Annotated in this window: 28 protein-coding genes; 13 read left to right on the top strand and 15 right to left on the bottom strand. The window is 72.0% G+C overall.

Annotated elements, in window-relative coordinates; translation table 11 throughout:
* Positions 1-22 precede the first annotated feature (22 nt).
* A complete protein-coding gene (locus tag OG488_RS24765) occupies positions 23-607 on the bottom strand; it encodes a suppressor of fused domain protein (RefSeq protein WP_329232573.1) in 585 nt (194 codons plus the stop codon).
* Between the two features lie 412 nt (positions 608-1,019).
* Here OG488_RS24765 and OG488_RS24760 point away from each other — a divergent pair, with 412 nt between their 5' ends.
* Together OG488_RS24760 and OG488_RS24755 are read left to right on the top strand one after the other, a co-directional pair.
* Complete coding sequence (locus tag OG488_RS24760) at positions 1,020-2,135, top strand: magnesium and cobalt transport protein CorA (RefSeq protein WP_329232571.1); 1,116 nt, start codon at positions 1,020-1,022, stop codon at positions 2,133-2,135.
* 12 nt (positions 2,136-2,147) lie between these two features.
* Complete coding sequence (locus OG488_RS24755) at positions 2,148-2,666, top strand: hypothetical protein (RefSeq protein WP_329232569.1); 519 nt, start codon at positions 2,148-2,150, stop codon at positions 2,664-2,666.
* A 24-nt stretch (positions 2,667-2,690) separates the two neighbouring features.
* Here the strand turns inward: OG488_RS24755 and OG488_RS24750 are convergent, their stop codons facing one another.
* Positions 2,691-3,443 (bottom strand): hypothetical protein, encoded by a 753-nt coding sequence (locus tag OG488_RS24750; protein ID WP_329232567.1) that lies wholly within the window; start codon positions 3,441-3,443, stop codon positions 2,691-2,693.
* A gap of 173 nt (positions 3,444-3,616) precedes the next feature.
* On the opposite strand from OG488_RS24750, the gene OG488_RS24745 reads away from it, so the two are divergent.
* The 3 genes from OG488_RS24745 to OG488_RS24735 are packed head-to-tail and all read left to right on the top strand — an operon-like array spanning position 3,617 to position 6,617.
* A complete protein-coding gene (locus OG488_RS24745; RefSeq protein WP_329232565.1) occupies positions 3,617-4,891 on the top strand; it encodes a magnesium transporter MgtE N-terminal domain-containing protein in 1,275 nt (424 codons plus the stop codon).
* The gene (locus tag OG488_RS24740) at positions 4,881-5,459 is read left to right on the top strand and encodes a DUF1003 domain-containing protein (RefSeq protein WP_329232564.1); all 579 of its coding nucleotides are present in this window, start codon (positions 4,881-4,883) and stop codon (positions 5,457-5,459) included. Before OG488_RS24745 ends, OG488_RS24740 begins: the two co-directional genes overlap by 11 nt.
* A 24-nt stretch (positions 5,460-5,483) precedes the next feature.
* Positions 5,484-6,617, top strand: coding sequence for an Mrp/NBP35 family ATP-binding protein (locus OG488_RS24735; RefSeq protein ID WP_329232561.1), 1,134 nt, complete (start codon positions 5,484-5,486; stop codon positions 6,615-6,617).
* Between the two features lie 67 nt (positions 6,618-6,684).
* Here OG488_RS24735 and OG488_RS24730 read toward each other — a convergent pair whose 3' ends face one another.
* From OG488_RS24730 to sigE, 5 genes are all read right to left on the bottom strand, one after another.
* A complete protein-coding gene (locus OG488_RS24730) occupies positions 6,685-7,347 on the bottom strand; it encodes a hypothetical protein (RefSeq protein WP_329232558.1) in 663 nt (220 codons plus the stop codon).
* A gap of 125 nt (positions 7,348-7,472) precedes the next feature.
* Positions 7,473-7,928: a sec-independent translocase gene (locus OG488_RS24725; protein WP_329232556.1), complete on the bottom strand. Its 456-nt coding sequence runs from the start codon at positions 7,926-7,928 to the stop codon at positions 7,473-7,475.
* A 120-nt stretch (positions 7,929-8,048) separates the two neighbouring features.
* On the bottom strand, positions 8,049-9,887 hold the full coding sequence (locus OG488_RS24720) for a S1C family serine protease (RefSeq protein ID WP_329232554.1): 1,839 nt from the start codon (positions 9,885-9,887) through the stop codon (positions 8,049-8,051).
* An 89-nt stretch (positions 9,888-9,976) separates the two neighbouring features.
* The gene (locus OG488_RS24715; protein ID WP_329232553.1) at positions 9,977-10,942 is read right to left on the bottom strand and encodes an anti-sigma factor family protein; all 966 of its coding nucleotides are present in this window, start codon (positions 10,940-10,942) and stop codon (positions 9,977-9,979) included.
* Positions 10,939-11,700, bottom strand: a complete 762-nt coding sequence (gene sigE, locus OG488_RS24710) for an RNA polymerase sigma factor SigE (RefSeq protein WP_329232551.1) — start codon at positions 11,698-11,700, stop codon at positions 10,939-10,941. The genes OG488_RS24715 and sigE overlap by 4 nt, the downstream gene beginning before the upstream one ends.
* A 178-nt stretch (positions 11,701-11,878) precedes the next feature.
* On the opposite strand from sigE, the gene OG488_RS24705 reads away from it, so the two are divergent.
* Positions 11,879-12,544 carry an O-methyltransferase gene (locus tag OG488_RS24705; protein ID WP_078597687.1) on the top strand — a complete coding sequence of 222 codons (666 nt, stop codon included), beginning with the start codon at positions 11,879-11,881 and terminating at the stop codon, positions 12,542-12,544.
* 164 nt (positions 12,545-12,708) lie between these two features.
* Here the strand turns inward: OG488_RS24705 and OG488_RS24700 are convergent, their stop codons facing one another.
* On the bottom strand, positions 12,709-12,876 hold the full coding sequence (locus OG488_RS24700) for a DUF3117 domain-containing protein (RefSeq protein ID WP_003966491.1): 168 nt from the start codon (positions 12,874-12,876) through the stop codon (positions 12,709-12,711).
* Between the two features lie 314 nt (positions 12,877-13,190).
* Here OG488_RS24700 and OG488_RS24695 point away from each other — a divergent pair, with 314 nt between their 5' ends.
* Entirely contained in the window at positions 13,191-14,003 is an 813-nt protein-coding gene (locus OG488_RS24695) for an enoyl-CoA hydratase/isomerase family protein (protein ID WP_329232549.1), read from the top strand.
* Between the two features lie 2 nt (positions 14,004-14,005).
* Here the strand turns inward: OG488_RS24695 and OG488_RS24690 are convergent, their stop codons facing one another.
* Complete coding sequence (locus OG488_RS24690; protein ID WP_329232547.1) at positions 14,006-14,590, bottom strand: DNA-3-methyladenine glycosylase I; 585 nt, start codon at positions 14,588-14,590, stop codon at positions 14,006-14,008.
* On the bottom strand, positions 14,587-14,979 hold the full coding sequence (locus tag OG488_RS24685) for a DivIVA domain-containing protein (RefSeq protein WP_329238976.1): 393 nt from the start codon (positions 14,977-14,979) through the stop codon (positions 14,587-14,589). Before OG488_RS24685 ends, OG488_RS24690 begins: the two co-directional genes overlap by 4 nt.
* A 96-nt stretch (positions 14,980-15,075) precedes the next feature.
* On the opposite strand from OG488_RS24685, the gene folP reads away from it, so the two are divergent.
* On the top strand, positions 15,076-15,948 hold the full coding sequence (gene folP, locus OG488_RS24680; RefSeq protein WP_329232545.1) for a dihydropteroate synthase: 873 nt from the start codon (positions 15,076-15,078) through the stop codon (positions 15,946-15,948).
* Positions 15,949-16,067: 119 nt separating this feature from the next.
* Here the strand turns inward: folP and OG488_RS24675 are convergent, their stop codons facing one another.
* Positions 16,068-16,853: a TIGR00730 family Rossman fold protein gene (locus OG488_RS24675; RefSeq protein WP_329232544.1), complete on the bottom strand. Its 786-nt coding sequence runs from the start codon at positions 16,851-16,853 to the stop codon at positions 16,068-16,070.
* An 85-nt stretch (positions 16,854-16,938) separates the two neighbouring features.
* Positions 16,939-18,018 carry a succinyl-diaminopimelate desuccinylase gene (gene dapE, locus OG488_RS24670; protein ID WP_329232542.1) on the bottom strand — a complete coding sequence of 360 codons (1,080 nt, stop codon included), beginning with the start codon at positions 18,016-18,018 and terminating at the stop codon, positions 16,939-16,941.
* Between the two features lie 63 nt (positions 18,019-18,081).
* Between dapE and OG488_RS24665 the strand changes: the two genes are divergently transcribed.
* Positions 18,082-18,987, top strand: a complete 906-nt coding sequence (locus OG488_RS24665; protein WP_329232540.1) for a hypothetical protein — start codon at positions 18,082-18,084, stop codon at positions 18,985-18,987.
* Positions 18,988-19,294: 307 nt separating this feature from the next.
* The gene (locus OG488_RS24660) at positions 19,295-19,636 is read left to right on the top strand and encodes an ATP-binding protein (protein WP_329232538.1); all 342 of its coding nucleotides are present in this window, start codon (positions 19,295-19,297) and stop codon (positions 19,634-19,636) included.
* Positions 19,637-19,750: 114 nt separating this feature from the next.
* Here the strand turns inward: OG488_RS24660 and OG488_RS24655 are convergent, their stop codons facing one another.
* Positions 19,751-20,854, bottom strand: coding sequence for a bifunctional succinyldiaminopimelate transaminase/glutamate-prephenate aminotransferase (locus OG488_RS24655; protein WP_329232536.1), 1,104 nt, complete (start codon positions 20,852-20,854; stop codon positions 19,751-19,753).
* A 98-nt stretch (positions 20,855-20,952) separates the two neighbouring features.
* A complete protein-coding gene (gene fdxA, locus OG488_RS24650) occupies positions 20,953-21,273 on the bottom strand; it encodes a ferredoxin (protein WP_014154250.1) in 321 nt (106 codons plus the stop codon).
* A 117-nt stretch (positions 21,274-21,390) separates the two neighbouring features.
* On the opposite strand from fdxA, the gene OG488_RS24645 reads away from it, so the two are divergent.
* The 3 genes from OG488_RS24645 to OG488_RS24635 all read left to right on the top strand — a co-directional run bounded on the left by OG488_RS24645 (position 21,391) and on the right by OG488_RS24635 (position 25,361).
* Entirely contained in the window at positions 21,391-22,392 is a 1,002-nt protein-coding gene (locus OG488_RS24645; RefSeq protein WP_329232534.1) for a GNAT family N-acetyltransferase, read from the top strand.
* Between the two features lie 30 nt (positions 22,393-22,422).
* The gene (locus OG488_RS24640; protein ID WP_329232532.1) at positions 22,423-23,274 is read left to right on the top strand and encodes a transglutaminase-like domain-containing protein; all 852 of its coding nucleotides are present in this window, start codon (positions 22,423-22,425) and stop codon (positions 23,272-23,274) included.
* Between the two features lie 284 nt (positions 23,275-23,558).
* Positions 23,559-25,361, top strand: a complete 1,803-nt coding sequence (locus OG488_RS24635) for a coagulation factor 5/8 type domain-containing protein (protein ID WP_329232530.1) — start codon at positions 23,559-23,561, stop codon at positions 25,359-25,361.
* Between the two features lie 76 nt (positions 25,362-25,437).
* Here OG488_RS24635 and OG488_RS24630 read toward each other — a convergent pair whose 3' ends face one another.
* Positions 25,438-25,875 carry a VOC family protein gene (locus OG488_RS24630; RefSeq protein ID WP_329232528.1) on the bottom strand — a complete coding sequence of 146 codons (438 nt, stop codon included), beginning with the start codon at positions 25,873-25,875 and terminating at the stop codon, positions 25,438-25,440.
* Positions 25,876-25,989 lie beyond the last annotated feature (114 nt).

Below are 25,989 nucleotides of genomic sequence, written 5' to 3'. Positions count from 1 at the left end.
GGGGCTTTCCGCGTTCCGGGCGTCAGTCCAGCGGTACGGACGCGCGCAGCGGGTCCCGCAGGTCGGTCCCCTGCGAGAGCCAGCGCTCCTGGAGCTCCTGCGCGCCCCTGACCCGCTTCCAGGCCGCCTCGTTGTGCGTCATCGGCAGCAGCGGCAGGAAGCGCACCGGGTCCATCGGGGCATCCAGCTCCAGGTCCTCGACCAGCCCACCCGGCTCGGCGACCAGGACGGAGCTGAAGGGGGCCCCGGTCCACAACGGCTGCCCGAGGTCCAGCGACGCGCCGGGAGCCACGATCAGCCCCTCGACCTGCGGGGAGGCCGCGAGGACCGCGAGGGGCCGCAGCACCTGGTCGGTCCCGGCGAGCCCGGCCCGTACGGACAGGACCAGCTCGGCGCGCGGCCCCTTCACCGGGTCGGCGAGGGGCGACGTCGGGTCGGCCATGGGCTGGGCGGACATGCCGAGTGTGGCGTAGCGCACGACGTCGCCGTCGACGAAGCGGAGCACCTCGATGCGGTCCGTACCGAGGAACGTCACCTCGGCGCGCGCGTCCGGCTCCCCCAGGGCCGTACGGAGCCGGGCTTCGACCAGATCAAGAATTTCTCCCATGCCGCGAGCATAGAACGCGTAGCGAACGGGCAAAGGAAGGGATTGGCTCCTCACCTGGCTGATAGCCTGAGGCGTCGGTCGGGACAGCACGCAGAAGCGTCGCTCTCAGTCCTGACAACACGTGATCCCCCACGGGGGACCGGCCGGAGGAGGTGGGGCTGCGGTGGATCCAAGTCGACCGTGCAGTACCGACCGCCCTTCCGCACGACGCCTTCCTTCTGTGTTCTGACGCCCTTCCCGGCCGTCACCACGGCAGTTCGCGCACCGGAAGAGCCCCGCGTTTTTGCCTGTCTGTAGCGAACGCCGTCATCGTGCACACGCGGTGCCGCCCGCTTTGCGGACGTGAGCGCACGTCCCCATTCCGGGCTGTTCCACGTGCCCGCCGACGGCCCTCCGTGAAGAGGAGCCAGCCATGTCGATGATCCGTGACCTGCGCGCCGCCGTGCGCCCGTCCCTGCGCAAGAGCAACACCCCGTACAACAGCTACGACGCCACCCGTGACCCGTCGGCCTCCAGCGCCGTCGTCGACTGCGCGGTCTACCGCGACGGGCGCCGTCTCGACGACGCCGCCTGCCAGACGCCGCGCGAGGCGATGCTGCGCGTGCGGGAGGAGGGCGGCTTCGCCTGGATCGGCCTGCACGAGCCGACCGAGGAGGAGTTCGCCGGTATCGCCAGGGAGTTCGGACTCCACCCGCTCGCCGTCGAGGACGCCGTCCACGCCCACCAGCGGCCCAAGCTGGAGCGCTACGACGACACGCTGTTCACGGTCTTCAAGACGATCCACTACGTCGAGCACGCCGAACTGACCGCGACCAGCGAGGTCGTCGAGACCGGTGAGGTGATGTGCTTCACCGGGCGGGACTTCGTCATCACCGTCCGGCACGGCGGAAAGGGTTCGCTCCGCGCCCTGCGCCACCGGCTCCAGGAGGACCCCGAGCTGCTCTCCAAGGGCCCCTCCGCCGTGCTGCACTCCATCGCCGACCACGTCGTCGACGGCTACATCGCGGTGGCGGCCTCGGTGCAGGACGACATCGACGAGGTGGAGATCGACGTGTTCTCCACCCCCGCCAAGGGAAGCCCGCGCGGGTCGGACGCCGGCCGGATCTACCAGCTGAAGCGCGAGGTGCTGGAGTTCAAGCGCGCCGTGTCACCGCTGCTGCGGCCGATGCAGCTGCTCAGCGAGCGCCCGATGCGGCTGATCGACCCCGACATCCAGAAGTACTTCCGCGACGTGGCCGACCACCTGGCCCGGGTGCACGAGGAGGTCATCGGCTTCGACGAGCTGCTCAACTCGATCCTCCAGGCCAACCTCGCGCAGGCGACCGTCACGCAGAACGAGGACATGCGCAAGATCACGTCCTGGGCGGCGATCATCGCCGTACCGACGATGATCTGCGGGGTCTACGGCATGAACTTCGAGCACATGCCCGAACTGCGGTGGACGTACGGCTATCCGATGGTGCTCGCGCTCATCGGCGTCGTCTGCTTCTCGATCCACCGCACCCTCAAGCGCAACGGCTGGCTCTAATAGAGTGCGCGCATGACTGCTGCTGACGTGTTGCTTGCCCGGGCTCTCGTCGAGGAGGCCACCAAGAAGTCCGGCCTGATCTGGGTGCGGGGCTCGGGTGCCTCCCGGGCGCTGTGGCACGTGTGGCACGAGGGTGCGGCCGTGCTCGTCGGTGACGGCCCCGGGGAGCAGCCGCTCCCCGACGGTCTGGACGCCGGCGCCGCCGCCGAGGTGACCGTACGCAGCAAGGACAAGGGCGGCAGGCTCGTCGCCTGGACCGCCGCCGTCACGGTGCTGGAGCCGCACTCCGAGGAGTGGGAGGCGGCGGTCGGTGAGCTCAAGGGCAAACGGCTGAACGCCCCGGACGCCGAACGGCTGACGGAGCGCTGGGCGCGCGAGTGCCGCGTCGTCCGGCTGGCCCCCGGCGCGTCGAGCACCGAGCTGCCGGACGGCTCGCTGGCCGCGCCGCCGCTGCCCACCTGGGCGACCACACGGAGGACGGCTCCCGCCGCGCTCCCCCGGCTGCTGCTGAAGCGCCGCGGGAAGCGCTGAGGGCGGGGACGGCGGCCGGCCCGGTCAGCCGGACGACCTGGGCAGTTCGCCGCCGTAGTCGACCGTGTCGTCCTCGGAAGGCGCTTCCAGCGGGAAGCTCTCGCCCCAGTCGCCGAGGGTGACCGTGCCGCCGCCACCGCCGCGGGCCACCCGCAGGGGGTAGGGCGTGCCCTTGAGCGAGACGTCCAGTGCGCCGCCCTCACCCTTTCCCCCCATGATCTGCACGGTGCGCACCCCGCCGACCGTGTCCCGGCCGCCCTTGTTGATCTTCCCGTGCAGGGCGAGCATCCCGTCCAGGAGCGTCTTCTTCTCCGTGAAGCCGCGCAGCTGCTGGTAGGTGGGGTCGTCCTCGGGGACCTTCACGTACATGCCCTCGAGCTTGCCGGCGGCCTGGTCGCTCCCCTCGTCGGCCTGCTCGTCCTTCCAGAAGCCGGCGTCGGCCTTCAGGAAGAGCTCGTCCCCGATGCGCAGCAGCTCGAACGTGTTCTGCTTCGACGTGACCGACCCCGTGCCGCCGTCACCGCTGAGCTGCATGTTCAGCGTGTACGTCCCGCCCTTGCTGACCAGTTTGCCCGTCAGCCGCACGGCCTCGGCGGCGTCCGCGGCGGCCCGCGCCTTCTTGTCGATCCCGTCGGCCGTCAGCTTGCCGACGCCGTTGGTCCCCTTGTCCGGGTCCTCGCCGGCGCATGCCGTGAGGGCGACGGTCAGCCCCGCGCAGAGCACCACGGCGAAGGCGTTCCGGCGGCGGGCCCTGCCGGCCGGGGCGGAAGAGGTCACGGGCGCACTGCCTCTCATCTGTGTGTCGGGGGTTGGCAGACGGCAGCGTACCCGTGCCGCGTACGCCATTCGGCAGAGTGCCGGACGGACGGTCCGCCAGGGCGCCCCGGACCGGTACGGGCTAGCCTGATCACGGCAAAGGAGGACGCGGAACCCGGACGGAGGCGCAACGGATGGCGGCAGGTACTCCCAGGGTCTTCGTCTCACACCTCTCCGGCGTACCGGTGTTCGACCCGAACGGCGATCAGGTCGGCCGCGTCCGCGATCTGGTGGCGATGCTCCGGGTCGGCGGCAAGCCGCCCCGTCTGCTCGGCATGGTCGTCGAGGTCGTGAGCCGACGGCGCATCTTCCTGCCGATGACGCGGGTGACGGGCGTCGAGTCCGGCCAGGTCATCACCACCGGCGTGGTCAACATGCGGCGCTTCGAGCAGCGCCCGACCGAGCGACTCGTCCTCGGTGAGTTCCTTGACCGGCGGGTGCGCCTCATGGAGACCGACGAGGAGGTGACCGTCCTCGACGTCGCCATCCAGCAGCTCCCGGCCCGCCGCGACTGGGAGATCGACAAGTTCTTCGTGCGCAAGGGCCGCGGCGGTGCCCTGCGCCGCAAGGGCGAGACCCTGACCGTCGAGTGGTCGGCGATCAGCGGCTTCTCGCTGGAGGAGCACGGGCAGGGCGCCGAGAGCCTCGTGGCGACCTTCGAACGGCTGCGCCCGACCGACGTCGCCAACGCCCTGCACCATCTGACGCCCAAGCGCCGGGCCGAGGTGGCCGCGGCCCTGGACGACGACCGGCTCGCCGACGTCCTGGAGGAGCTCCCCGGGGACGACCAGGTGGAGATCCTCGGAAAGCTGAAGGAGGACCGCGCCGCGGACGTCCTGGAGGCGATGGACCCGGACGACGCGGCCGACCTGCTCTCGGAGCTCCCGGAGGCGGACAAGGAGCGCCTGCTGGCCCTGATGCGGCCGGACGACGCGGCCGACGTACGGCGTCTGCTGGCGTACGAGGAGCGGACGGCGGGCGGCCTGATGACGACCGAGCCGATCATCCTGCGGCCCGACGCGACGGTCGCGGACGCCCTGGCCCGGGTCCGTCAGCAGGACCTGTCGCCCGCCCTGGCCGCCCAGGTGTACGTCTGCCGGTCGCCCGACGAGACACCCACCGGCAGGTACCTGGGCACCGTGCACTTCCAGCGGCTGCTGCGGGATCCGCCGTACACCCTGGTCAGCTCCATCGTCGACAGCGACCTCGTCCCCCTGGCGCCGGACACCCCGCTGACCGCCGTGACCAGCTACCTGGCCGCGTACAACATGGTCTCGGTGCCCGTGGTGGACGAGAGCGGCTCCCTGCTGGGCGCGGTGACCGTCGACGACGTGCTGGACCACCTGCTCCCCGAGGACTGGCGCGAGACCGACTTCCTGGGCGAGGAGGAGATCACCGGTGGCCGCTGAGGACCGTTCGCGGGCCGTGCCGACCGGCGCCTCGGGCATCGTGCGCCCGCCCCGCTTCCGGCTCGACCAGCCGAAGGCGCCCCGGCGCCGGCTGCTGCCCGAGTACGACCCGGAGGCGTTCGGCCGGTTCTCCGAGCGCATCGCCCGCTTCCTCGGCACCGGACGGTTCATCGTCTGGATGACGCTCATCATCATCCTGTGGGTGGTGTGGAACATCTTCGCGCCGGAGAACCTGCGGTTCGACGAGTACCCGTTCATCTTCCTGACCCTGATGCTGTCCCTCCAGGCGTCCTACGCCGCCCCGCTGATCCTGCTCGCGCAGAACCGCCAGGACGACCGGGACCGGGTCACCCACGAGCAGGACCGCAAGCAGAACGAGCGGTCCATCGCGGACACCGAGTTCCTCAGCAGGGAGATCGCCGCTCTCCGGATGGGCCTCGGGGAGGTCGCCACCCGGGACTGGATCCGTTCGGAGCTGGAGGCCATGGTGAAGGACATGGAGGAGCGCCGGGTGGTCCTGCCCTCGGAGGGTGACGAAGCCGACCGTGGAGGGGCTACCCGCCCGTAGGCACCGGCGCCGTACCATCGTCCTATGGCTACGGAAGACGCGGTGCGTGAAGCACTGGCGACAGTGAACGACCCGGAGATCCACCGACCGATCACCGAGCTGGGCATGGTGAAGTCGGTCGAGATCGATCCTGACGGTGTAGTCGCTGTCACCGTGTACCTCACGGTCTCCGGCTGCCCGATGCGCGAGACGATCACCAAGAACGTGACCGACGCGGTGGCCCGCGTCGAGGGCGTCTCGCGGGTCGAGGTCACCCTCGACGTGATGAGCGACGAACAGCGCAAGGAACTCGCCTCGTCGCTGCGCGGCGGCACGGCGGAGCGCGAGGTGCCGTTCGCCAAGCCCGGTTCGCTGACCCGTGTCTACGCGGTCGCGTCGGGCAAGGGCGGCGTCGGCAAGTCGTCGGTGACGGTGAACCTCGCGGCGGCGATGGCGGCCGACGGCCTCAAGGTCGGTGTGGTCGACGCGGACATCTACGGGCACAGCGTGCCCCGGATGCTCGGGGCCGACGGCAAGCCCACCCAGGTCGAGAACATGATCATGCCGCCGTCCGCGCACGGCGTGAAGGTGATCTCCATCGGGATGTTCACCCCGGGCAACGCCCCGGTGGTGTGGCGCGGTCCCATGCTGCACCGCGCGCTGCAGCAGTTCCTCGCCGATGTGTACTGGGGCGATCTGGACGTCCTGCTGCTCGACCTGCCCCCGGGCACGGGTGACATCGCGATCTCCGTGGCGCAGCTCGTGCCCAACGCCGAGATCCTGGTGGTCACGACCCCGCAGCAGGCCGCCGCCGAGGTCGCCGAGCGGGCCGGCTCCATCGCCGTGCAGACCCACCAGAAGATCGTCGGTGTGGTCGAGAACATGTCGGGCATGCCGTGCCCGCACTGCGACGAGATGGTCGACGTGTTCGGTTCGGGCGGGGGCCTGCGGGTCGCCGAAGGGCTGACGAAGACGGTCGGCGCCGAGGTGCCGGTGCTCGGGTCCATCCCGATCGACGTACGGCTGCGGGAGGGCGGCGACGAGGGCAAGCCCGTCGTCCTGTCCGACCCGGACTCCCCCGCGGGCTCCGCGCTCCGCTCCATCGCGGAGAAGCTGAGCGGCCGTCAGCGCGGTCTGTCCGGCATGTCGCTGGGGCTCACCCCGCGCAACAAGTTCTGAACGCACCGACGGGCGGGGGCGGCCTCCTGGTCAGGAGGCCGCCCCCGCCCGTCGGTTTCCCGGGTGCTCAGTTCTCGTACGAGGCGATGTCGCCGATCACCGCGAATCCCAGGCCGTAGGCGCTCATGCCGCGCCCGTAGGCGCCGATGTGCACCCCGTCGGGGGCCGAGCCCGCGAGCACCCAGCCGAACTCGGACTCGCGGTAGTGGAAGTCCACCGGTACGCCGTCCACGGGCAGGGACAGGGTCGACCAGGGCGCGCGGTCCAGGTCGTCCGCGATCTCGAACGCGGTTTCGGTCTGCTGGTTCAGCCATTCGCCACGCAGGGTGTGGTCCATCTGCGGGGGCCAGGTGCAGTCCAGCAGGCCGGAGCCCGCCAGCCAGGCCGCCGACGAGACCGTGGTCGCGTCGAGCACCCCCGTGCCGTCGTCGCTGTGCCGTACGGGGCTGCTGCCCACGGTCACGACCACGGCGAAACGTGCCTTCTCCGCACCGGCGTCCGCCCGCACGACGGGCTCCTCGCCGTGCCCGGTGGAACCGTGCTGCACCGTGTCGTCCGCCGCCGCTGTGACGTGCATCAGCCAGCGCGGCCCCGTGAACGCCTCGTCCAGCCCGTACCAGGGGAACGGCGCCTTGAGATAGCCGTCGACAGTACGCCGGGTCGCCGGCAATCCCTCCGCGGTGACTGTGCTGGGCGCACCGTCCGCCCCTGCCCGACTCGTCGTCTCCACTGTCCGGCCGCCTCCTCGATCATTCGCTGATCCGGAGCGGCCCTCCCCCCGTGGGCATGGGCAACCTCGCAACCGGACAGATGGAGAATAGCCATACCGTCCGGACGAGCCGGGATTGACCGGTCTCAGGTGGCGTCTGCGTCGAAGGGCGGGCGGTTGTCCTCGGCGGGCGGCGCGGGCTTCTTCAGGAGGTCGGGCGCGGCCGCCGCGCTGGCGCCGGACTCCGTGGCCGTGCCGGTCGACGAGGCGCTCTCGCGGCCGTTCACCGCGTCGGTGACCTCGGCCATCTCCTTGCGCAGGTCGAAGCTCTCGCGGATCTCCTTCAGCCCCAGCTCGTCGTTCCCGTCCATGAGCTGCTTGCGGACGAACGTCTTGGGGTTGAGGTCCTCGAACTCGAAGTCCTTGAACTGCGGTCCGAGCTCCGAGCGGATGTCCTCCTTCGCGCTGTCCGAGAACTCACGGATCTTGCGGATGGTCCGCGTGACGTCCTGGATGACCTTCGGCAGCTTCTCCGGGCCGAATACGAGCACGGCGAGAACCACGAGCGTCAGCAGCTCGAGTGCGCCTATGTCATTGAACACCTTGCTGCTCCTCGTGTTCTCTGCGTGGTCTCCGCGTGGTCTCCGCCGCCAGGTCGTCAGGGGCCCGGACCGCTCCACGGTACCCGGCGAAGCTGTCCGTGCGGTACCTGCCGGTGGCCGTCAGGTGCCGCTCGCCGAACCGAGCGTCAACGTCATGGCCAGGTCCTTGCCCCCGCGGGTGAGGACGAGCGCCAGCCGGTCACCGGGCCGGTGGGCGCGGATCTTGACGATCAGTTCCTCGCCGCTGTGCACACGCTGGCCCTCCACCTCGGTGATGACGTCGCCCGACCGGATGCCCGCGTCGTCGGCCGGTCCGCCCTCGGTCACCGCCGCCCCGCCGTCGGCGGTCCTGCCGCCGACCTTGGCCCCGTCGCCGGTGAACTCCATGTCCAGCGTGACGCCGATCACGGGGTGGGTGGCCTTGCCGGTGTTGATCAGCTCCTCGGCGACCCGCTTGCCCTGGTTGATCGGTATCGCGAAACCGAGGCCGATGGAGCCGGACTGGCCGCCTTCGGCACCGGATCCGCTGTCGGCGGCGCGGATGGCGCTGTTGATGCCGATCACCCGGGCCTCGGCGTCCACCAGGGGGCCTCCGGAGTTGCCGGGGTTGATCGGCGCGTCGGTCTGGAGGGCGTCGACGTAGCTGACGTCGGTCCCGTCGCCCTTCTCGCCGCCCGCGGTGATGGGCCGCTCCTTGGCGCTGATGATGCCGGAGGTGACCGTGTTGGACAGGTCGAACGGCGCGCCGATGGCCACCACCGGGTCGCCCACCCGCACGTTGTCGGAGTTCCCGAGCGGCAGCGGCTTGAGGCCCGAGACACCGGTCACCTTGACGACGGCCAGGTCGTAGCCGCTGTCCTTGCCGACGAGCTCGGCGGGCGCGCTCTCCCCGCTGCTGAACGTGACGGTGATGTCGCCGGTGGAGCCCGCGGGGGCGACCACGTGGTTGTTGGTGAGGATGTGGCCCCTGCCGTCGAGGACGAAGCCGGTGCCGGTGCCGGACTCTGCGGAGCCGTTGACGTGCAGGGTGACCACGCTGGGCAGCGCGCTGGACGCGATTCCGGCGACGCTGTCGGGTGCCCGGCCGCCGTCGTCCCGGCCGGCCTGCGGCAGTTCGACCGTGGTCAGGCCGCCGTTGCGCTCGACGTAGGCACCGATTCCCCCGCCGATCCCGCCCGCGACGAGGGCGAGCAGCGCCGCTCCGACCAGGACCGTTCCCCGGCGGCCCCCGCGTGGCCGGGCGTCCGGGGCCGGGCCGGGGTGGCTCAGCGGCTGCTGCGGGAGCGTGCCCCAGGGGTCGTAGCGCAGCCACTGCGTGGCCGGCTGCGGGGACTGCGGGGCCTGGGCGGGGTGCTGGGAGGTCCCGGGCGCCGCGGGCTGCTGCGGCACCGTGGGGGACGCCGGCGGGGGCACGTAGGCCTCGGCGTGCCCCTGGCCGCCCTGGGCGGGGGCGACGGCGGGAGGGGGTGCGGGCACACCGTGGCCGTCCGTCCCCGCGTACGGCGGCGGTACGGGGGTCCCGTGGGCCGGGGTCGGCACCGGGCGCTGCACCGGCGGGGCGGGCGCCCAGGGGCCCGGGCCACCGTAGGGCGGGGTGCTGTACTCGTCGGGTGCGTGCAGCGGCCGCGCACGGGGCACCCGGTGCTCCGTGGCGAGCAACCCGGGCGGCTCGGCGGCCCCGGGCTCGCGTGCCGGAGCCCGGGGCACGGCGGCCGGGGGTGCGGTGACGAAATCCCCGGTGGGCGGGGCAGGGGTGAAGTCGCCGTCCGGTGTCACCGCCGCGGGCGGCTCCCCGGCCCGGAACGCGGGGGCCTCGTCGGCGCGCGCCTCCGCGGGTTCCGTCGCCTCCGTGCCGGCCACGGGCGACGCGTCGCCGTCCGGCCCGGCCGGACGGTTCCGCTCCGTCGAAGGACGGCTCCACCACTTCGTCTTCGGCCCGCTGGGCTTCCCGTCGTCCATGCTCTCCCCGCAACTGGCCCTCGCACGCCTCACGGAGGCGTCCCTGCCGGAATTCAACCAGGTTTGCGAATCCGCGCGCAGGGCCCGGGTCAGCGCAGCGGGGTGAGGGACACCGCACGGTCCCGCAGCGGCGGGGCGGAGGCCGTGGCGGACGGTGCGGACCGCTCGGGCTCCGCTCCCCCGCCGAGCGCGGCGGAGTAGAGCGGGCCGGCCCCGGTCGGGCGTATCAGCGGGGGCACGGCGACGTTCAGTGCCGGGAAGGCGTACGTGCCCCCGGTGACGGCCGAGGTGCTGAGGCCGAGCAGCGAGGGTGCGGAGGCGGGCGCGGGACGTGCGGACGCGGACGGAGCGACGCCGGGCAGGGCGCCCCGGTCGTCCCCCAGCGCGAGGGCGCCTCCGCCGCCGCGGCTGACCGCGGCGGCGCCACCGGTCCGGTCCACCGCGTCGAGTGCGGGCGTGGTGCTGCCCGCGCCCTCGGCGCTGAGGGGCGGCTCGGGGCCGTAGTCGAGCGGGAGGGAGCCTCCCAGCGCGATGGCCGCGAGCGAGACCGCGCTGGCGGCGACGAACGCGAAGCGCCGGGCGCGCCAGGGCGAGCGGTCCGCGTCCCGGCCGACGTCGTGGATGCGGAAGCCGGGGGCGGACGGGCCGCCCGGCAGCGCGGTGGTCGAGCCGTGGGGTGCGGGGAGGTAACCGAAGCCGTCCAGCGGTGAACGCTCCGGCTCCGAGGGCCCGGTGTGCCTCGGTACGGGGAAGATCCCTTCACCGAAGCGCCTGCCCGCGCCGAAGCCGTCACCGTGGCCGTCGTCCCCGCTGCTGGGTCCCCCGGGGAGGCCCTGGAGACGGGCCAGGAAGCCCTCGGAGGGCGAGGGGGCGGCGGAGGTCGCGAAGGCGCTCTTCAGCCGCCGCTGGGAGTCGGCCTCGGCCTTGCACCTGGCACAGGTCGCCAGGTGTGCCAGGACCCGCTCCCGGGCGTCGTGTTTGAGCTCACCGTCGACGAGCGCGGCGAGCCGGTCCCCCAGGTGCTGTTCCGCGGGGGTCGGACCTGTGCCACTCACGCCGTACCGCCCTCCCCCGCCAGGACCGCGTCCGCGAGGGAACGCTGCTCGGCGCGGGCCTCGGGCGAACGGTGCTGGAGTGCCTTGCGCAGGTGCGAACGGCCCCGGTGGATACGGCTGCGCACCGTCCCGAGCTTGACGCCGAGGGTGGCGGCGATCTCCTCGTACGAGAGGCCCTCGATGTCGCAGAGCACGACCGCGGCACGGAATTCGGGCGCGAGGGTGTCCAGCGCCTGCTGGACGTCCGCGTCGAAGTGCGTGTCGTTGAAGACCTGCTGCGGGGAGGGCTCACGGCTCGGCAGGCGTTCGGCCGCGTCGTCGCCGAGGGAGTCGAAACGGATCCGCTGCTTGCGGCGGACCATGTCCAGGAAGAGATTCGTCGTGATCCTGTGCAGCCAGCCCTCGAAGGTGCCGGGTGTGTAGGTCGACAGCGACCGGAAGACGCGGACGAAGACTTCCTGGGTGAGGTCCTCGGCGTCGTGCTGGTTACCCGTCAGCCGGTAGGCGAGGCGGTACACACGGGCGCTGTGCGTGCTGACGATCTCTTCCCATGAGGGCGGGGTCCACGCCTGGGAATCCGCATCTGAGGCGAAGGTCGCGGTCGGTGCGGAATCGTTGGAAGAACGGTCAGCAATGTCGGTCACGGATTTCGGCTCACCAGCCGACCTGAGAAAGCGCCGCAGCGCACCTCTCCGATCCACAGGCGCAGCCGCACCTCCCCTATCGGCTCTGGTGGTGTCCAGTGGAGCCCCTACCATAGCCACCTCGCCCGTTAGCTCCGGATAAGCCTTTTTACCTGCTCATGCCCCGGTGTCCCGGGGGGCAAGAGGAACATTCCGGACCCGGCCCCCTGGCCCGGTCCGCGCGTTCCCCTCTGCCCCTTCCTAACGCCCGGTCCCATCAGCGGGTTCCCGGGTCCAGCGGATACAGTCACCGTTGCGCCAACTACGGGGACAGGAGAGGGTCATTACCGCCAACCGGCAGACGAGCTGGGCATTCGCCGACGCCTTTGTCGCCGAGGAAGAAGCTCTGCTCTGGGCCCGGGACCGGGCACACGAGACAGGGCTCCGCCCGGTGTCCTCGGGCACCGGTGCGGCACTGCGCCTGCTCGCTGCCACCGCGGACGCCAAGGCGGTCGCCGAGATCGGCACCGGAACCGGCGTGTCCGGCATCTACCTGCTGCAGGGCATGCGCCCGGACGGCGTACTGACCACGGTCGACCCGGAGCCCGAGCGCCAGCAGTTCGCCCGCGAGGCCTTCCGTGCCGCGGGCTTCGCGACGAACCGGTCCCGCTTCATCCCGGGGCGCGCCCTCGACGTGCTGCCGCGGCTCGCGGACGGCGGGTACGACCTCGTCTTCTGCGACGGCGACCGGCTCGAGAGCCTCGACTGCCTCGCTGAATCGTTGCGCCTGCTGCGGCCCGGCGGCCTGGTCTGCTTCGAGGGCGTCTTCGCGGACGGCCGCACGATCGACTCCGCCGCACAGCCGGCCGAGGTGCTGCGCCTGCGGGAACTGCTGCGGGCCGTGCGCGAGAGCCAGGAACTCATGGCGACCCTGCTGCCGGTGGGCGACGGGCTGCTGTGCGCGGTGCGGCGCGGCTGACCGCGGCACGGCTGAACCCGCGGTGCGGCACGGCACCCCGGCCGCCTGACGCGGCACCGCTCGCGTCCGCCCCGCGCAGGACGTGCACCGGAGCGGGCCCCGACGCACTGCTGCCCCGGCACGGAATCCGTGCCGGGGCAGCAGTGAAGTGTGGGCACTACGCCTCAGCCGACGACCTTCTTCAGCGCGTCACCGAGTGCATCGGCCTCGTCCGGAGTCAGCTCGACGACAAGCCGACCGCCGCCTTCGAGCGGAACGCGCATGACGATGCCCCGCCCCTCCTTTGTCACCTCGAGCGGGCCGTCGCCCGTCCGCGGCTTCATGGCCGCCATGCTCGTTCCCCTTCCTGAAACCAGCTCATCGCAGCCGGCGGCCCCATGACAGGCGCTGCCTCACCGGCGTCGAACACAATGCTTCCTCCGCATTATCCCGCATCGGAGACCCCGATGACCAACATCGGCCGGCATCGCTTGTGCAACGCGCTCTCTCAAAACCGCCCAATTCGGCGATCCGGCTGCGATACTGCGCCGCTGCCGGCCCCCAGCCGAGGTCCAATCGTTAGACGCAGGTCACATGTCCGGCCCGCCCGGAGTCCGCCATGCTTGCCTGGACAGGCACAACGCCGGAGCCGTAAGGGGACTGAGGAATGGCCGACACCATGGCTGACGCCGTGCTCACGGACGTGAGCGACGGGCTCGCGACGATCACGATCAACCGACCCGACGCGATGAACGCCATGAACACCGCGGCCAAGGTCGCGCTCCGCGACGCCCTTCGGGCGGTCGCCGACGACCCCGCCGTACGGGCGGTTCTGCTCACCGCCACCGGGCGCGCCTTCTGCGTCGGCCAGGACCTGAAGGAGCACGTCGCCAAGCTCTCGGAGGCGCGCGAGTCGGACGGCGGCAACGCGCTGAGCACGGTGCGGGAGCACTACAACCCCATCGTCCGGGCCCTCACGGAGATGGAGAAGCCCGTGGTCGCGGGGGTCAACGGGGTGGCCGCCGGAGCGGGCTTCGGGTTCGCGCTCGCCGCGGACTACCGCGTGGTCGCCGACACCGCCTCCTTCAACACGTCCTTCGCGGGCGTGGCGCTGACCGCCGACTCGGGCGTCTCCTGGACCCTGCCCCGGCTGATCGGTGCGAGCCGCGCAGCCGACCTGCTGTTCTTCCCACGCTCGATCTCCGCGCAGGACGCGTACGAGCTGGGGATCGCGAACAAGGTGGTCCCGGCCGCCGACCTGGCGAAGGAGGCACACGCGGTGGCCCGCGCCCTGGCGGACGGTCCGACGGTGGCCTACGCGGCCCTGAAGGCCTCCGTGGCGTACGGCGCCGGGCACACGCTCGCCGAGACGCTGGAGAAGGAGGACGAACTCCAGACGAAGGCGGGCGCGTCGCAGGACCACACGATCGCGGTCGAGGCGTTCCTCGCCAAGCAGAGGCCGAAATACCTCGGCAGGTAGGACTACCGGCCGCCGCCCCGGGCCACGCAGTCGGCCAGGTGGTCGTCGACCAGGCCGCAGGCCTGCATCAGGGCGTACGCGGTCGTGGGGCCGACGAAGCGGATGGACCGCTTCTTCAGGTCCTTGGCCAGCGCCGTGGACTCGGGGGTGACCGCCGGGACGTCACCGAGGGCGCGCGGGGCCGGACGCGTGGCGGGGTCGGGGGCGTACGACCAGATGAGCGCGTCCAGCTCCCCCGCTCCCCAGCCGGCCAGGACCTTGGCGTTGGCCAGCGTGGCGTCGATCTTCGCCCGGTTGCGGATGATCCCGGCGTCGGCGAGGAGCCGTTCCTTGTCGGCGTCGGTGAACTCCGCCACGGCGGAGATCTTGAATCCGGCGAACGCGCTGCGGAAGCCCTCGCGGCGGCGCAGGATCGTGAGCCACGACAGGCCGGACTGGAACGCCTCCAGGCAGAGCCGCTCGAAGAGGGCGTCGTCGCCGTGGACGGGGCGGCCCCACTCGGTGTCGTGATAGGCGAGGTAGTCCTCCGTGGACAGGCCCCACGGGCAGCGCGGGCGCCCGTCGGCCGCCGGCTCGGCGCCGCTCACCGCGCGCTCTCCTCGTCCTGGGGGCCACCCTCGGCGGCGGGCGGCTCTCCGGGGCGCTTGAAGAGGTCGGGGCCGTTCACCGCGGTCGCCTGGGCGCCGGCGAGCGCCGACTCGAGCTCGGCGATGTGGGCGTCCCGCTCGGCCAGTTCGGCGCCCAGCCTGCCGAGGGCCTCGTCGACGTCCGCCATGCGGTAGCCCCGCACGGCCATCGGCAGCCGCAGGGACTCGACGTCGGCACGGCCGACGGGCCGGTTCGTGGGCAGCGGGTCGGTGAGCCTCTCGGGCTCGACGTCCTGCAGCACCGCGCTTCCGCCTCCCCCGACCACCGCCAGGGTGACCGCGGCCACGACCACGGCCATCGTGAGCAGCAAGAACCAGAACACGTGCATCTCCCCGGGAGCGGAATACCTGTCCAGGTCAGATCGTGCCATGCGCCACCGACAGTTAGGGTCGCAGGCGCAGGCGAGCTACAGGAGGAACCAGGGATGCGAAGCGCGGCGCTCAGGCTGGGGCGGCGGGAATTCGGGCCGGACGAGCGGGTGATCATGGCGATCGTGAACCGGACCCCCGATTCCTTCTACGACCAGGGCGCGACGTTCCGCGACGAGCCCGCTCTCTCCCGGGTCGAGCAGGCCGTCGCGGAGGGCGCGGCGATCATCGACATCGGCGGGGTGAAGGCCGGCCCCGGCGAGGAGGTGACGGCCCAGGAGGAGGCGCGCCGCACGGTCGGTTTCGTCGCCGAGGTGCGCCGGCGCCATCCCGACGTGGTGATCAGCGTGGACACCTGGCGCCACGACGTGGGCGAGGCCGTCTGCGAGGCGGGTGCGGACCTGCTGAACGACGCCTGGGGCGGCGTCGACCCGAAGCTGGCGGAGGTGGCCGGGCGGTACGGGGCGGGGCTCGTGTGCACGCACGCGGGCGGCGCGGAGCCCCGTACGCGGCCGCACCGGGTCGCCTACGACGACGTGATGGCGGACATCCTGAGGGTGACCCTGGGGCTCGCCGAGCGGGCGGTGGAGCTCGGGGTCAGGCCCGACGGGATCATGATCGACCCGGGTCACGACTTCGGGAAGAACACCCGGCACTCCCTGGAGGCGACGCGCCGGCTGGACGAGATGACGGCGACGGGCTGGCCGGTCCTGGTCTCGCTCTCCAACAAGGACTTCGTCGGGGAGACGCTCGACAGGCCCGTGAAGGAACGCGTGATCGGGACGCTCGCGACGACGGCCGTGTCGGCCTGGCTGGGGGCCCAGGTGTACCGGGTGCACGAGGTGGCCGAGACCCGCCAGGTCCTGGACATGGTCTCGTCCCTCGCGGGCCACCGGCCGCCGGCGGTCGCCCGCCGCGGGCTGGCCTGAGCCCTCCCCGGGCGCGCCGGCGCCCCGGGCCTTCCCGGGCCCAGGGCCCGGGAAGGCTTGCCCGTGGCCCCGGGAACCCTTACCGGGCCCGCCCGCGGCCGCGAGCCGGACGGGAGCCCCTACCGGCCGACCTCCTTCGTCACCAGCCGGACCGCCTCGTCCACGTCGTCCGTGACGTGGAAGAGCATCAGGTCGTGCTCGGAGGCCTTGCCCCCCGCGACGACCGTGTCCCGCAGCCAGTCCACCAGGCCGCCCCAGTACGCCGTGCCGAACAGGACGATGGGGAAGCGGGTCACCTTGCCCGTCTGCACCAGGGTCAGCGCCTCGAAGAGCTCGTCCAGCGTGCCCAGGCCACCGGGCAGCACGACGAACCCCTGGGCGTACTTCACGAACATCGTCTTGCGGACGAAGAAGTAGCGGAAGTTGACGCCGATGTCGACATGTGGATTCAGCCCCGACTCGAAGGGCAGCTCGATGCCGAGTCCGACGGAGACCCCCTTGGCCTCCCGCGCCCCCTTGTTCGCCGCCTCCATCGCCCCGGGGCCGCCGCCCGTGATGACGGCGAACCCCGCCTCGACGAGCGCCTTGCCGATCCGGACGCCCGCCTCGTATTCCGGCCCGTCGGCCGGGGTGCGCGCGGAGCCGAAGACGCTGATGGCGCTGGGAAGTTCCGCCAGCGCGCCGAAGCCCTCCACGAACTCCGACTGGATCCGCATGACCCGCCACGGGTCCGTGTGGACCCACTCCGAATCACCTTCGGAGTCCAGCAGCCGCTGATCGGTCGTGCCCGGCTGGACCTGGTCCCTGCGACGCAGTACCGGACCCAGTCGCTGTTCCTCGGGCTTCACCGCGCCCTCGGGAATCTGCGCGCCCTCGGGGATCCGTGCGTCCTCCGGGTTGCCCATGACCTGCTCCCTCCGCCGACCTGCGATGTGCGTGTGTCGCTTCAGCGTAGATCGGCGGAGGTTACGCGCAGGGGAATGCCGTGAGTCAGCTGGTGAGCCAGGAGCGGAGGCGCTCCTCGCAGTGGGTGATCCGGTCGACCGCCACGTGCTCGTCCCGCTTGTGCGCGAACAGCGCGTCCCCGGGGCCGTAATTCACCGCGGGGACACCGAGCGCGCCGAAGCGGGACACGTCCGTCCAGCCGAACTTGGGCTGGGCCGTGCCGCCGACCGCCTCCATGAAGGCCTTGGCGGCGGGATGCGAGAGCCCGGGCATCGCGGCACCGGAATGGTCGTCGAGGATGAATTCGGCGACGCCGCAGTCCGCGAAGACCTCGCGGACGTGCGCCTCCGCCTGCTCGGGGGTGAGGTCGGGCGCGTACCGGTAGTTGACCACCACGGTGCAGGAGTCCGGGATGACGTTGGTGGCGACCCCGCCCTCGATGCCCACGGCGTTGAGCCCCTCCCGGTACTCCAGGCCGTCGATGACCGGGCGGCGCGGCTCGTAGGCCGCGAGCCTGGCCAGGACGGGCGCGGCGGCGTGGATCGCGTTGGAACCCATCCAGCTGCGTGCGGAGTGGGCCCGCTCGCCCGTCAGCCGCAGGTGCGCCCGGATCGTGCCCTGGCAGCCGCCCTCGACCTGGGCGTCGCTGGGCTCCAGGAGGACGGCGAAGTCCGCGTCGAGCCACTCGGGGTGCGCCTCGGCGACGTGCCCGAGGCCGTTGAGGTGGGCGGCGACCTCTTCGTTGTCGTAGAAGATGAACGTGAGGTCGCGGTTGGGCTCCGGCACCGTCGCGGCGATCCGCAGCTGGACGGCTACGCCCGACTTCATGTCGGAGGTCCCGCATCCCCACAGCACGCCGTCGTCGTCGAGCCGGGACGGGACGTTGTCCGCGATCGGGACGGTGTCGATGTGCCCCGCCAGGACGACGCGCTCGGCGCGTCCCAGCCGCGTCCTGGCCACGATGTTGTTGCCGTGGCGCTCGACGGTCAGGTGCGGCAGCGGGCGCAGGGCCGCCTCGATGGCGTCGGCGAGGTCCTTCTCCTGCCCGCTGACCGAGGGGAAGTCGACCAGCCGGGCGGTGAGCTCCGGACCGTCCAGGGCGAGGTCGAGCGTGTGTCCATCCATGGCCCCGAGCCTAAGGGACCACGCTCTCGGCCCACGCTCGTACCCTCCAGTACGGTGGGCCCCGTGCCCCGGACCAGCTCCTCTCCCCGCCGTAGCCGCCTCTTCCGTGTCGTGGCCGCCTTCGCCGTGCTCGTGGCCCTGGCCGGCTATCTCGCCGTGCAGTACCTCTCCGGGCACAAGGGGGCACCGAGCTGCACCGTGGGCCCCTCCGACGGGGGCGAGGGGCGTACGTACGAGCTGACCCCGGACCAGGCCGCCAACGCGGCGACGGTCTCCGCCGTGGGCACCACGCGCGGACTGCCGGAGCGTGCGGTGACCATCGCGCTGGCGACCGCGCTGCAGGAGTCCGCCCTGCGCAACATCGACCACGGCGACCGGGACTCGCTGGGACTCTTCCAGCAGCGCCCCTCGCAGGGCTGGGGAACTCCCGCGCAGATCATGGACCCGGTGTACGCGTCCGGGAAGTTCTACGAGCACCTCGCCGAGGTCCCCGGCTACTCTCGGCTGCCCCTGACCGTCGCGGCCCAGCGGGTGCAGAAGAGCGGGTTCCCGCAGGCGTACGCCAAGCACGAGCCGGACGCGGCCCTCCTCTCGGCCGCGCTGACCGGACGCGCCCCCGCCTCGCTGACCTGCTCGCCGTCGACGGCGACAGCGGAGAACCCGGGGGACGCGGCCGAGGTCCGGTCCGATCTGGCGCGCGCCTTCGGGAAGGACGTCCTGCCGTCCGCCGCGTCGGCGGGCGCGGCCGCCACGAGCACGGTGTCGGTGCCCGTGCCGGCCGACGACGAGGCGACGTCCAGGCGCGGCTGGGAGCTCGCCCACTGGGCGGTCGCCCGCGCGGGCACCCTGCGGATCGACGAGGTCGCGTACGCGGGCAGGGTGTGGACCGCCGGCACGGGCTGGCGGACGGAACGCGCGGAAGGCGAGAAATCGCCCGCACACACCGTCCGAATGAGGCTCGCTCAGTAGTACGGCCTGTCATCCGTAGGGGCCGTTCGGCGTCCACTCGGCCGCCGCCCGCGTCACCCTTCCGGCACCCCTGTCCGATCGAGCGATTCCCTTGGGGACAAGGGAAAGTGACGGCTCGTCATGCACCCGCCACGTGCACCGTTCGCCCGGGTTCCACCGTTTCGGATTATCCGACGCATTGCCCACTCTTTACCTCGGTGCCCCGCAACCTTCCCCGCCCCCGGACCTGTTGTTCAGTGCGTCCGATCACCGGACAGGCGGATTCCGTATCCGCCGCGACCCGTTGACGTCCCGCCGAAGGAGCATCATGTCCCTCCCCCTGTCCCGTCGGATCGCCCGTGCCGCGCTGCTGATCGCCGCAGGTGCGGCACCCGTGGTCGGCGCGGCCGGTGCCGCGGGTGCCGCGGGGCTCCCGCAGACCCCCGCGCTCGGCGGCCTCACCTCGCTCGACGGCGCCGGCGGCACGCTGGACTCCACCGCCAAGCAGGGGGCCGAGGTGGCCAACGAGACCGGCGGCAAGGTGGTCGGCACGACGCTGCCCGCCGCCGGCAAGACCCTGGAGAAGGCGGGCGACGCCGCGGGCGGCGAGTTGTCCACCGACTCCCTGCCGACCAAGGGTCTGCCCACCAAGGGCCTGCCGATCGGCTGATCCACCGGTGCCCGTGCCCCACGGCACGGCGAGGGGCCCCGGGAGTGCGCACTCCCGGGGCCCCTCGCCGTGCGGGGACCCCGGGGGACCCCTGGGACACCCGCCCGGCCGCGACTAGGACAGCCGCTTGACCGCCGCGTCCACGCGCTCGTCCGAGGCCGTCAGCGCCACCCGTACGAAGCGGTCCCCGGCCGGCCCGTAGAAGTCACCGGGCGCCACGAGGATGCCGAGCTCCGCGAGGTGCGCCACGGTCTCCCAGCAGGGCTCGTCACGGGTGGCCCAGAGGTAGAGGCTCGCCTCGCTGTGCTCGATCCGGAAGCCGTGGGCCTCCAGCGCCGCCCTCAGCGCCGTGCGCCGCCGTGCGTAGCGCTCCCGCTGCTCGGCCACGTGCGTGTCGTCGCCCAGCGCCGCGACCGTCGCCGCCTGGACGGGGGCCGCGGTCATCATCCCGCCGTGCTTGCGGATCTGGAGCAGCTCGCCCAGGACCGCGGCGTCGCCCGCGACGAAGGCGGCACGGTAGCCGGCGAGGTTGGAGCGCTTGGAGAGCGAGTGGACGGCCACGATGCCCTCGTACGTCCCACCGCAGACGTCGGCGTGGAGCACGGAGACGGGCTCCGCCTCCCAGCCGAGCTCCAGGTAGCACTCGTCACTGAAGACCAGCACCCCGTGCTCGCGCGCCCAGGCGACGATGCGGGTCAGCTCGTCCTTGGGCAGCACCCGGCCCGTCGGGTTCGACGGGGAGTTGAGCCAGAGCAGCTCGAGGCCCTCCGGGTCCAGCTCCGTCGGGTCGTCGTAGACCACCGGCTCGGCGCCGCAGAGCCGCGCGCCCACCTCGTACGTCGGGTAGGCGAGCCGGGGGTAGGCGACCTTGTCCCCGGCGCCGAGACCGAGCTGGGTCGGCAGCCAGGCCACGAGCTCCTTGGAGCCGACGACCGGCAGCACGTTCTCGTGACGCGCACCCACCGCACCGAGCCTGCGCTCCACCCAGCCGGTCAGGGCGTCGCGCAGCGCCTCGGTCCCCCACACCGTCGGATAGCCGGGGCTGTCCGCCGCGGCGATCAGCGCCTGCTGGATCAGCTCGGGCACCGGGTCGACGGGCGTGCCGACCGAGAGGTCCACGATGCCGTCCGGGTGGGCCACGGCCGTCGCCTTGTACGGCGCGAGCTTGTCCCAGGGGAAGGCGGGGAGGCGGGAGGAGACGGGAACTGCTGCGGACACGGAACTCTGCTTTCTCGTACGGGTCGTGGCGGCCGGGAAACACCTCGGCCCCGCACGGTGACGAGCCGTACGGGACCGGGCGGCGCTCGTGCGGCCGCTTACTGGTTCTGCGGCGGCAGCGCGGCGATGAAGGCGTGGTCGCGCTCGATGAGACCCAGCTTGGAGGCGCCACCCGGCGAGCCGAGGTCGTCGAAGAACTCGACGTTCGCCTTGTAGTAGTCCTTCCACTCCTCCGGGGTGTCGTCCTCGTAGAAGATGGCCTCGACCGGGCAGACCGGCTCACAGGCTCCGCAGTCGACGCACTCGTCCGGATGGATGTACAAGGACCGGGAGCCCTCGTAGATGCAGTCGACGGGGCACTCTTCGATGCAGGCCTTGTCCTTCACGTCGACACAAGGCTGCGCGATGACGTAGGTCACGCTGTCGTTCCTCCTCGGTAGGGCGTTGGCTCTCGCGCGGGAGCGCGGCGTCGTCGATGCCCGCCCCTAGTATCTCCGTTCCGGGGCACGATCCGAACAGGAGGGGCAGACAGAGCTGTGGAATTCACCATGGGCGGACGGCTCGAGGTTCGCATAACACCTGCTGACGTGGGAAAACGCGTCTCGGTACGGCGCGTCGCCGGCCCTGCGGGCGAGGGCTCGAAGTTCACCGATACGGTCGGGGTTCTCACATCGTGGGACGACGGTGTGCTGTCGGTCACCACGAAGAGCGGCGAGGGTGTCCGCATCCCGGAATCCTCGCTGGTGGCGGGCAAGGTGGTGCCCCCGGCCCCGGCGCGCCGCCGCGGTCCGGCGGCCTCCTTCGGTGAACTCGCCCTGACCACCGCGCGCGCCTGGCAGCCCGTGGAGAGCGAGCCCCTGGGCGACTGGCGGCTGCGCGCGGCCGGCGGATTCACCCGCCGCGCCAACTCGGTGCTGCCGCTCGGCGATCCGGGTCTCCCCCTCGGCGAGGCGCTCGACACGGTGCGGCGCTGGTACGGCGAACGGGGCCTGCCCGCCTACGTCCAGACCGCCACCGGTGCCGAGGGAACGCAGGAGCGGCTCTGCGCGGACCTGGAGGAGCACGGCTGGCGGCGTGAGGTGACGGCCGACGTGCGCGTCGCGTCCCTGGCGCCGATCGGCGACCTGGACCGCGACGTCTCGGCCGTCCGGACGTCCAGGGAGGCCGACTCCACCTGGCTCTCCCGCTACCAGCGCTTCGACACCCCCGGGCCCCACGTGCTGAAGGTGCTGGGCAGCGGCCCTTCGGTGTGGTTCGCCTCCGTGCCGGGCGACGACCCGGCGGGGGTGCCCGCCGCGATCGGACGCTGCGTGGTGGACGGCCGCTGGGCCGGCTTCATGGCCGTCGAGGTGGGTCCGGAGCACCGGCGGCGCGGCCTCGCGACGGCGGTCATGACGGCGCTGGCCCGTACGGCGCTGGACGAAGGCGCCTCCGCCGCGTGGCTCCAGGTGGAGGCGGACAATGAAGGTGCCCGTGCGCTCTACGACGGCATGGGCTTCGCCACCCACCACAGCTACCACCACTTCCGGTGCGCGTAGCGGAGACGGCAGCGGGGATACGTGTCACACATGAGCTCCGATGATCCCGGCAGGTCCGAGCGGCGGCAGCGGTTCGCCGAGGAGGCGCGCGCCGACCGGCCGGACCTCGCGCTCCTCTGCCTGCTGCTGGGCGCGGAGGCCTCGCCACCCACGGCGGGGGACGCCGACCCGTACGGCGTCGACGCGGCGCAGATCGAGCTGGACCGGCTGGCCGGCCTCCTCCCCTACGGAGCCCGCGACGCCCGGACGTGGGCGTCGGCGCTCGCCGAACTGCTCGGCGAGCGCTGCGGTTTCGCGGGTTCCTCCCCGGACTACCAGCGGCTGGACTCGTCGGTGCTCCAGCAGGTGCTCCGGCGTCGCCGGGGGCTGCCGATCCTGCTGTCCGTCGTCTGGATCGAGGTCGCGCGGCGAGCCGGGGCACCCGTCTACGGGCTGGCGCTCCCGGGCCACTACGTGGTCGGGTTCGGCGATCCGGCCGAGCGGGTGCTGGCCGACCCCTTCGCCGGCGGTGCCCCGCTGAGCGGTGAGGACGCGGAGGCGCTGGTGGCGGGGGCCACGGGAGCGCCGCTGGAGATGTCGACGCCGGTGCCGGCCAGGCCGCTGGAGACGGTCCTGCGGATCCTGAACAACATCCGGGCCTGGGCGGCGGCACGCCCCGAGCGCACGGACGTGGCGCTGTGGGCCCTCGAACTCTCCCTGCTGCTGCCCTCCCACCCCGCCAGGCTCCGCTACGAGCGGGCCCAGCTCCTCGTGCAGCGAGGGGAGTTCCTGCGCGGAGCGGCGGAGATGGACGAGTACGCCGAGATCGTCGACGGCATCGAGCCGACGGCCGCCGAGGCGATCCGCCACCGCGCCCAGGCCGCCAGGGCGCTGCTCAACTGACGCGGCCCTCAGGGCGGTCCCGGGGGCGTCCGGCCGCCGGGACCGGGCGGGCGCGTGCGGTCATCTTGTGAACTCGGGGCGGACGCGATCTGCGCACAGAACGCCCCAATCGGCGCACGGCCGACGCCACCTGTTGCCCCCGCATCGATCGCACGAGACTCATCACGCACACCTCTTGACGTGTCCAAGGCAACAGGGGTTACATCGGCGACACGAGAGAGCGCTCTCTCGCATCTCTCTCAGTTCCGTCGTGCACCCGTACCACGACTCAGGAGACGTCATTCATGCACGTTCCCCCCACGCACCACACGCACCACACGCCCCCCACGGCACCCCGCAGGCACCGCAGGTCCAGAGCGTTCGGCTTCGCCGCGCTCGCCGTCTCGCTGCTCATGGCCTTCCCCACGGCCCAGTCGGCGTTCGGCGAAGAGGCCGCGGAGGTGGCCGGCGGCGGTGACCTCGGCCCCAACGTCCTGGTCTTCGACCCCTCGACCCCGGACATCCAGGGCAAGGTCGACGAGATCTTCAAGAAGCAGGAGTCGAACCAGTTCGGCACCGACCGGTACGCGCTGATGTTCAAGCCGGGTACGTACGACAACATCAACGCCCAGATCGGCTTCTACACCTCCATCGCCGGCCTCGGCCTGAACCCCGACGACACCACCTTCAACGGTGACGTCACCGTCGACGCGGGCTGGTTCGACGGCAACGCCACCCAGAACTTCTGGCGCTCGGCCGAGAACCTCGCCCTCAACCCCGTCAGCGGCACCAACCGCTGGGCCGTCTCCCAGGCCGCCCCCTTCCGCCGCATGCACGTCAAGGGCGGCCTCAACCTCGCGCCCGACGGCTACGGCTGGGCCAGCGGCGGCTACATCGCCGACAGCAAGATCGACGGCCAGGTCGGCCCCTACTCCCAGCAGCAGTGGTACACCCGCGACAGCTCGATCGGCAGCTGGGGCAACGGCGTCTGGAACATGACGTTCTCCGGTGTCGAGGGCGCCCCCGCCCAGAGCTTCCCCGAGCCGCCGTACACCACGCTGGAGACCACCCCGGTCTCCCGCGAGAAGCCCTTCCTCTACCTCGACGGCGACGCCTACAAGGTCTTCGTCCCGGCGAAGCGCACGAACGCGCGCGGTACGACCTGGGCGGGCGGCACCCCGCAGGGCGAGTCCATCCCTCTCGACCAGTTCTACGTGGTCAAGCCGGGCGCGACCGCCGAGACCATCAACGCGGCGGTGGACCAGGGGCTGCACCTGCTGTTCACCCCGGGTGTCTACCACGTCGACCAGCCCATCGAGATCGACCGCGCGAACACCGTCGCCCTCGGGCTCGGCCTCGCCACGATCATCCCGGACAACGGGGTGACCGCCATCAAGGTCGGCGACGTCGACGGCGTCAAGCTCGCCGGGCTCCTGGTCGACGCGGGCCCGGTCAACTCCGAGACCCTCGTCGAGGTCGGCCCCGACGGCGCCTCGGGCGACCACGCGGCCAACCCGACCTCGCTGCAGGACGTGTTCGTGCGGATCGGCGGCGCCGGCCCCGGCAAGGCCACGACCAGCATCGTCGTCAACAGCGACGACGCGATCATCGACCACACCTGGGTCTGGCGCGCGGACCACGGCGAGGGCGTCGGCTGGGAGACCAACCGGGCCGACTACGGCGTCCATGTGAAGGGCGACGACGTGCTGGCCACCGGCCTGTTCGTCGAGCACTTCAACAAGTACGACGTCCAGTGGTCCGGCGAGAACGGGAAGACGATCTTCTTCCAGAACGAGAAGGCGTACGACGCCCCCGACCAGGCGGCCATCCAGAACGGTGACATCAAGGGGTACGCCGCCTACAAGGTCGACGACTCCGTCACCACCCACGAGGGCTGGGGCATGGGCAGCTACTGCTACTTCAACGTCGACCCGACCATCCGCCAGCAGCACGGCTTCCAGGCCCCGGTGAAGCCCGGAGTGAAGTTCCACGACCTGCTCGTCGTCTCACTCGGCGGCAAGGGCCAGTACGAACACGTCATCAACGACACCGGGTCCCCCACATCCGGTGACACCACCGTCCCGTCCCAGGTGGTCTCCTTCCCGTAGACCGGGGAAAGGCAGGGGCCCGGCCGCGGACCGATCGCGGCCGGGCCCCTGCCTCGTCCGCGCCCCGTGTGCCGCTTCAGAGCACGCAGAACTCGTGGCCCTCCGGGTCCGCCATCACCACGTGGTCGGGCCGCCCCCGCAGCGTGTGCTCCTGGATCACCGTGCCGCCGGCCGCCGTCAGCCTCTCCACCGCCCCGGCCACCCGGGGCCACCGGACCTCCCACGGGGTCTCACGGCCCCCGCCCGCCTGCACGTCGAGGTGCAGGCGGTTCTTCGCCGTCTTGGCCTCCGGGACCTTCATGAAGGAGAGGCTCGGGCCCACGCCGTCCGGGTCGGAGAGGTAGGCGCCGTCGTCCCACTCCTCCTCCGGGACGTCATGGTGGACGAACCACTCCTCCCAACTGCCGAATCCGGCGGGCGGCGGCTTCTCCGCGTACCCCAGGGCAAGCGCCCAGAAGCGCGCCAGCGCCTTCGGGTGCGCGCAGTCGATCGTCAGACTCCACCGGGTGGACATGTAACCGCCTCCTTCGTGGACCGGCCTTCTCCGCGAGCTTCCCGCACGCCGGGTCCGTACGACACCGCCCCCGCCCGGATTCCCGGGCGGGGGCGGTGTCGTACGGTGCGGCCG

Source organism: Streptomyces sp. NBC_01460 (genome assembly GCF_036227405.1).
Taxonomy (GTDB): domain Bacteria; phylum Actinomycetota; class Actinomycetes; order Streptomycetales; family Streptomycetaceae; genus Streptomyces.
Note: the sequence above shows the minus strand (reverse complement) of the source record. Positions and strands in the feature narration are given on the sequence as shown.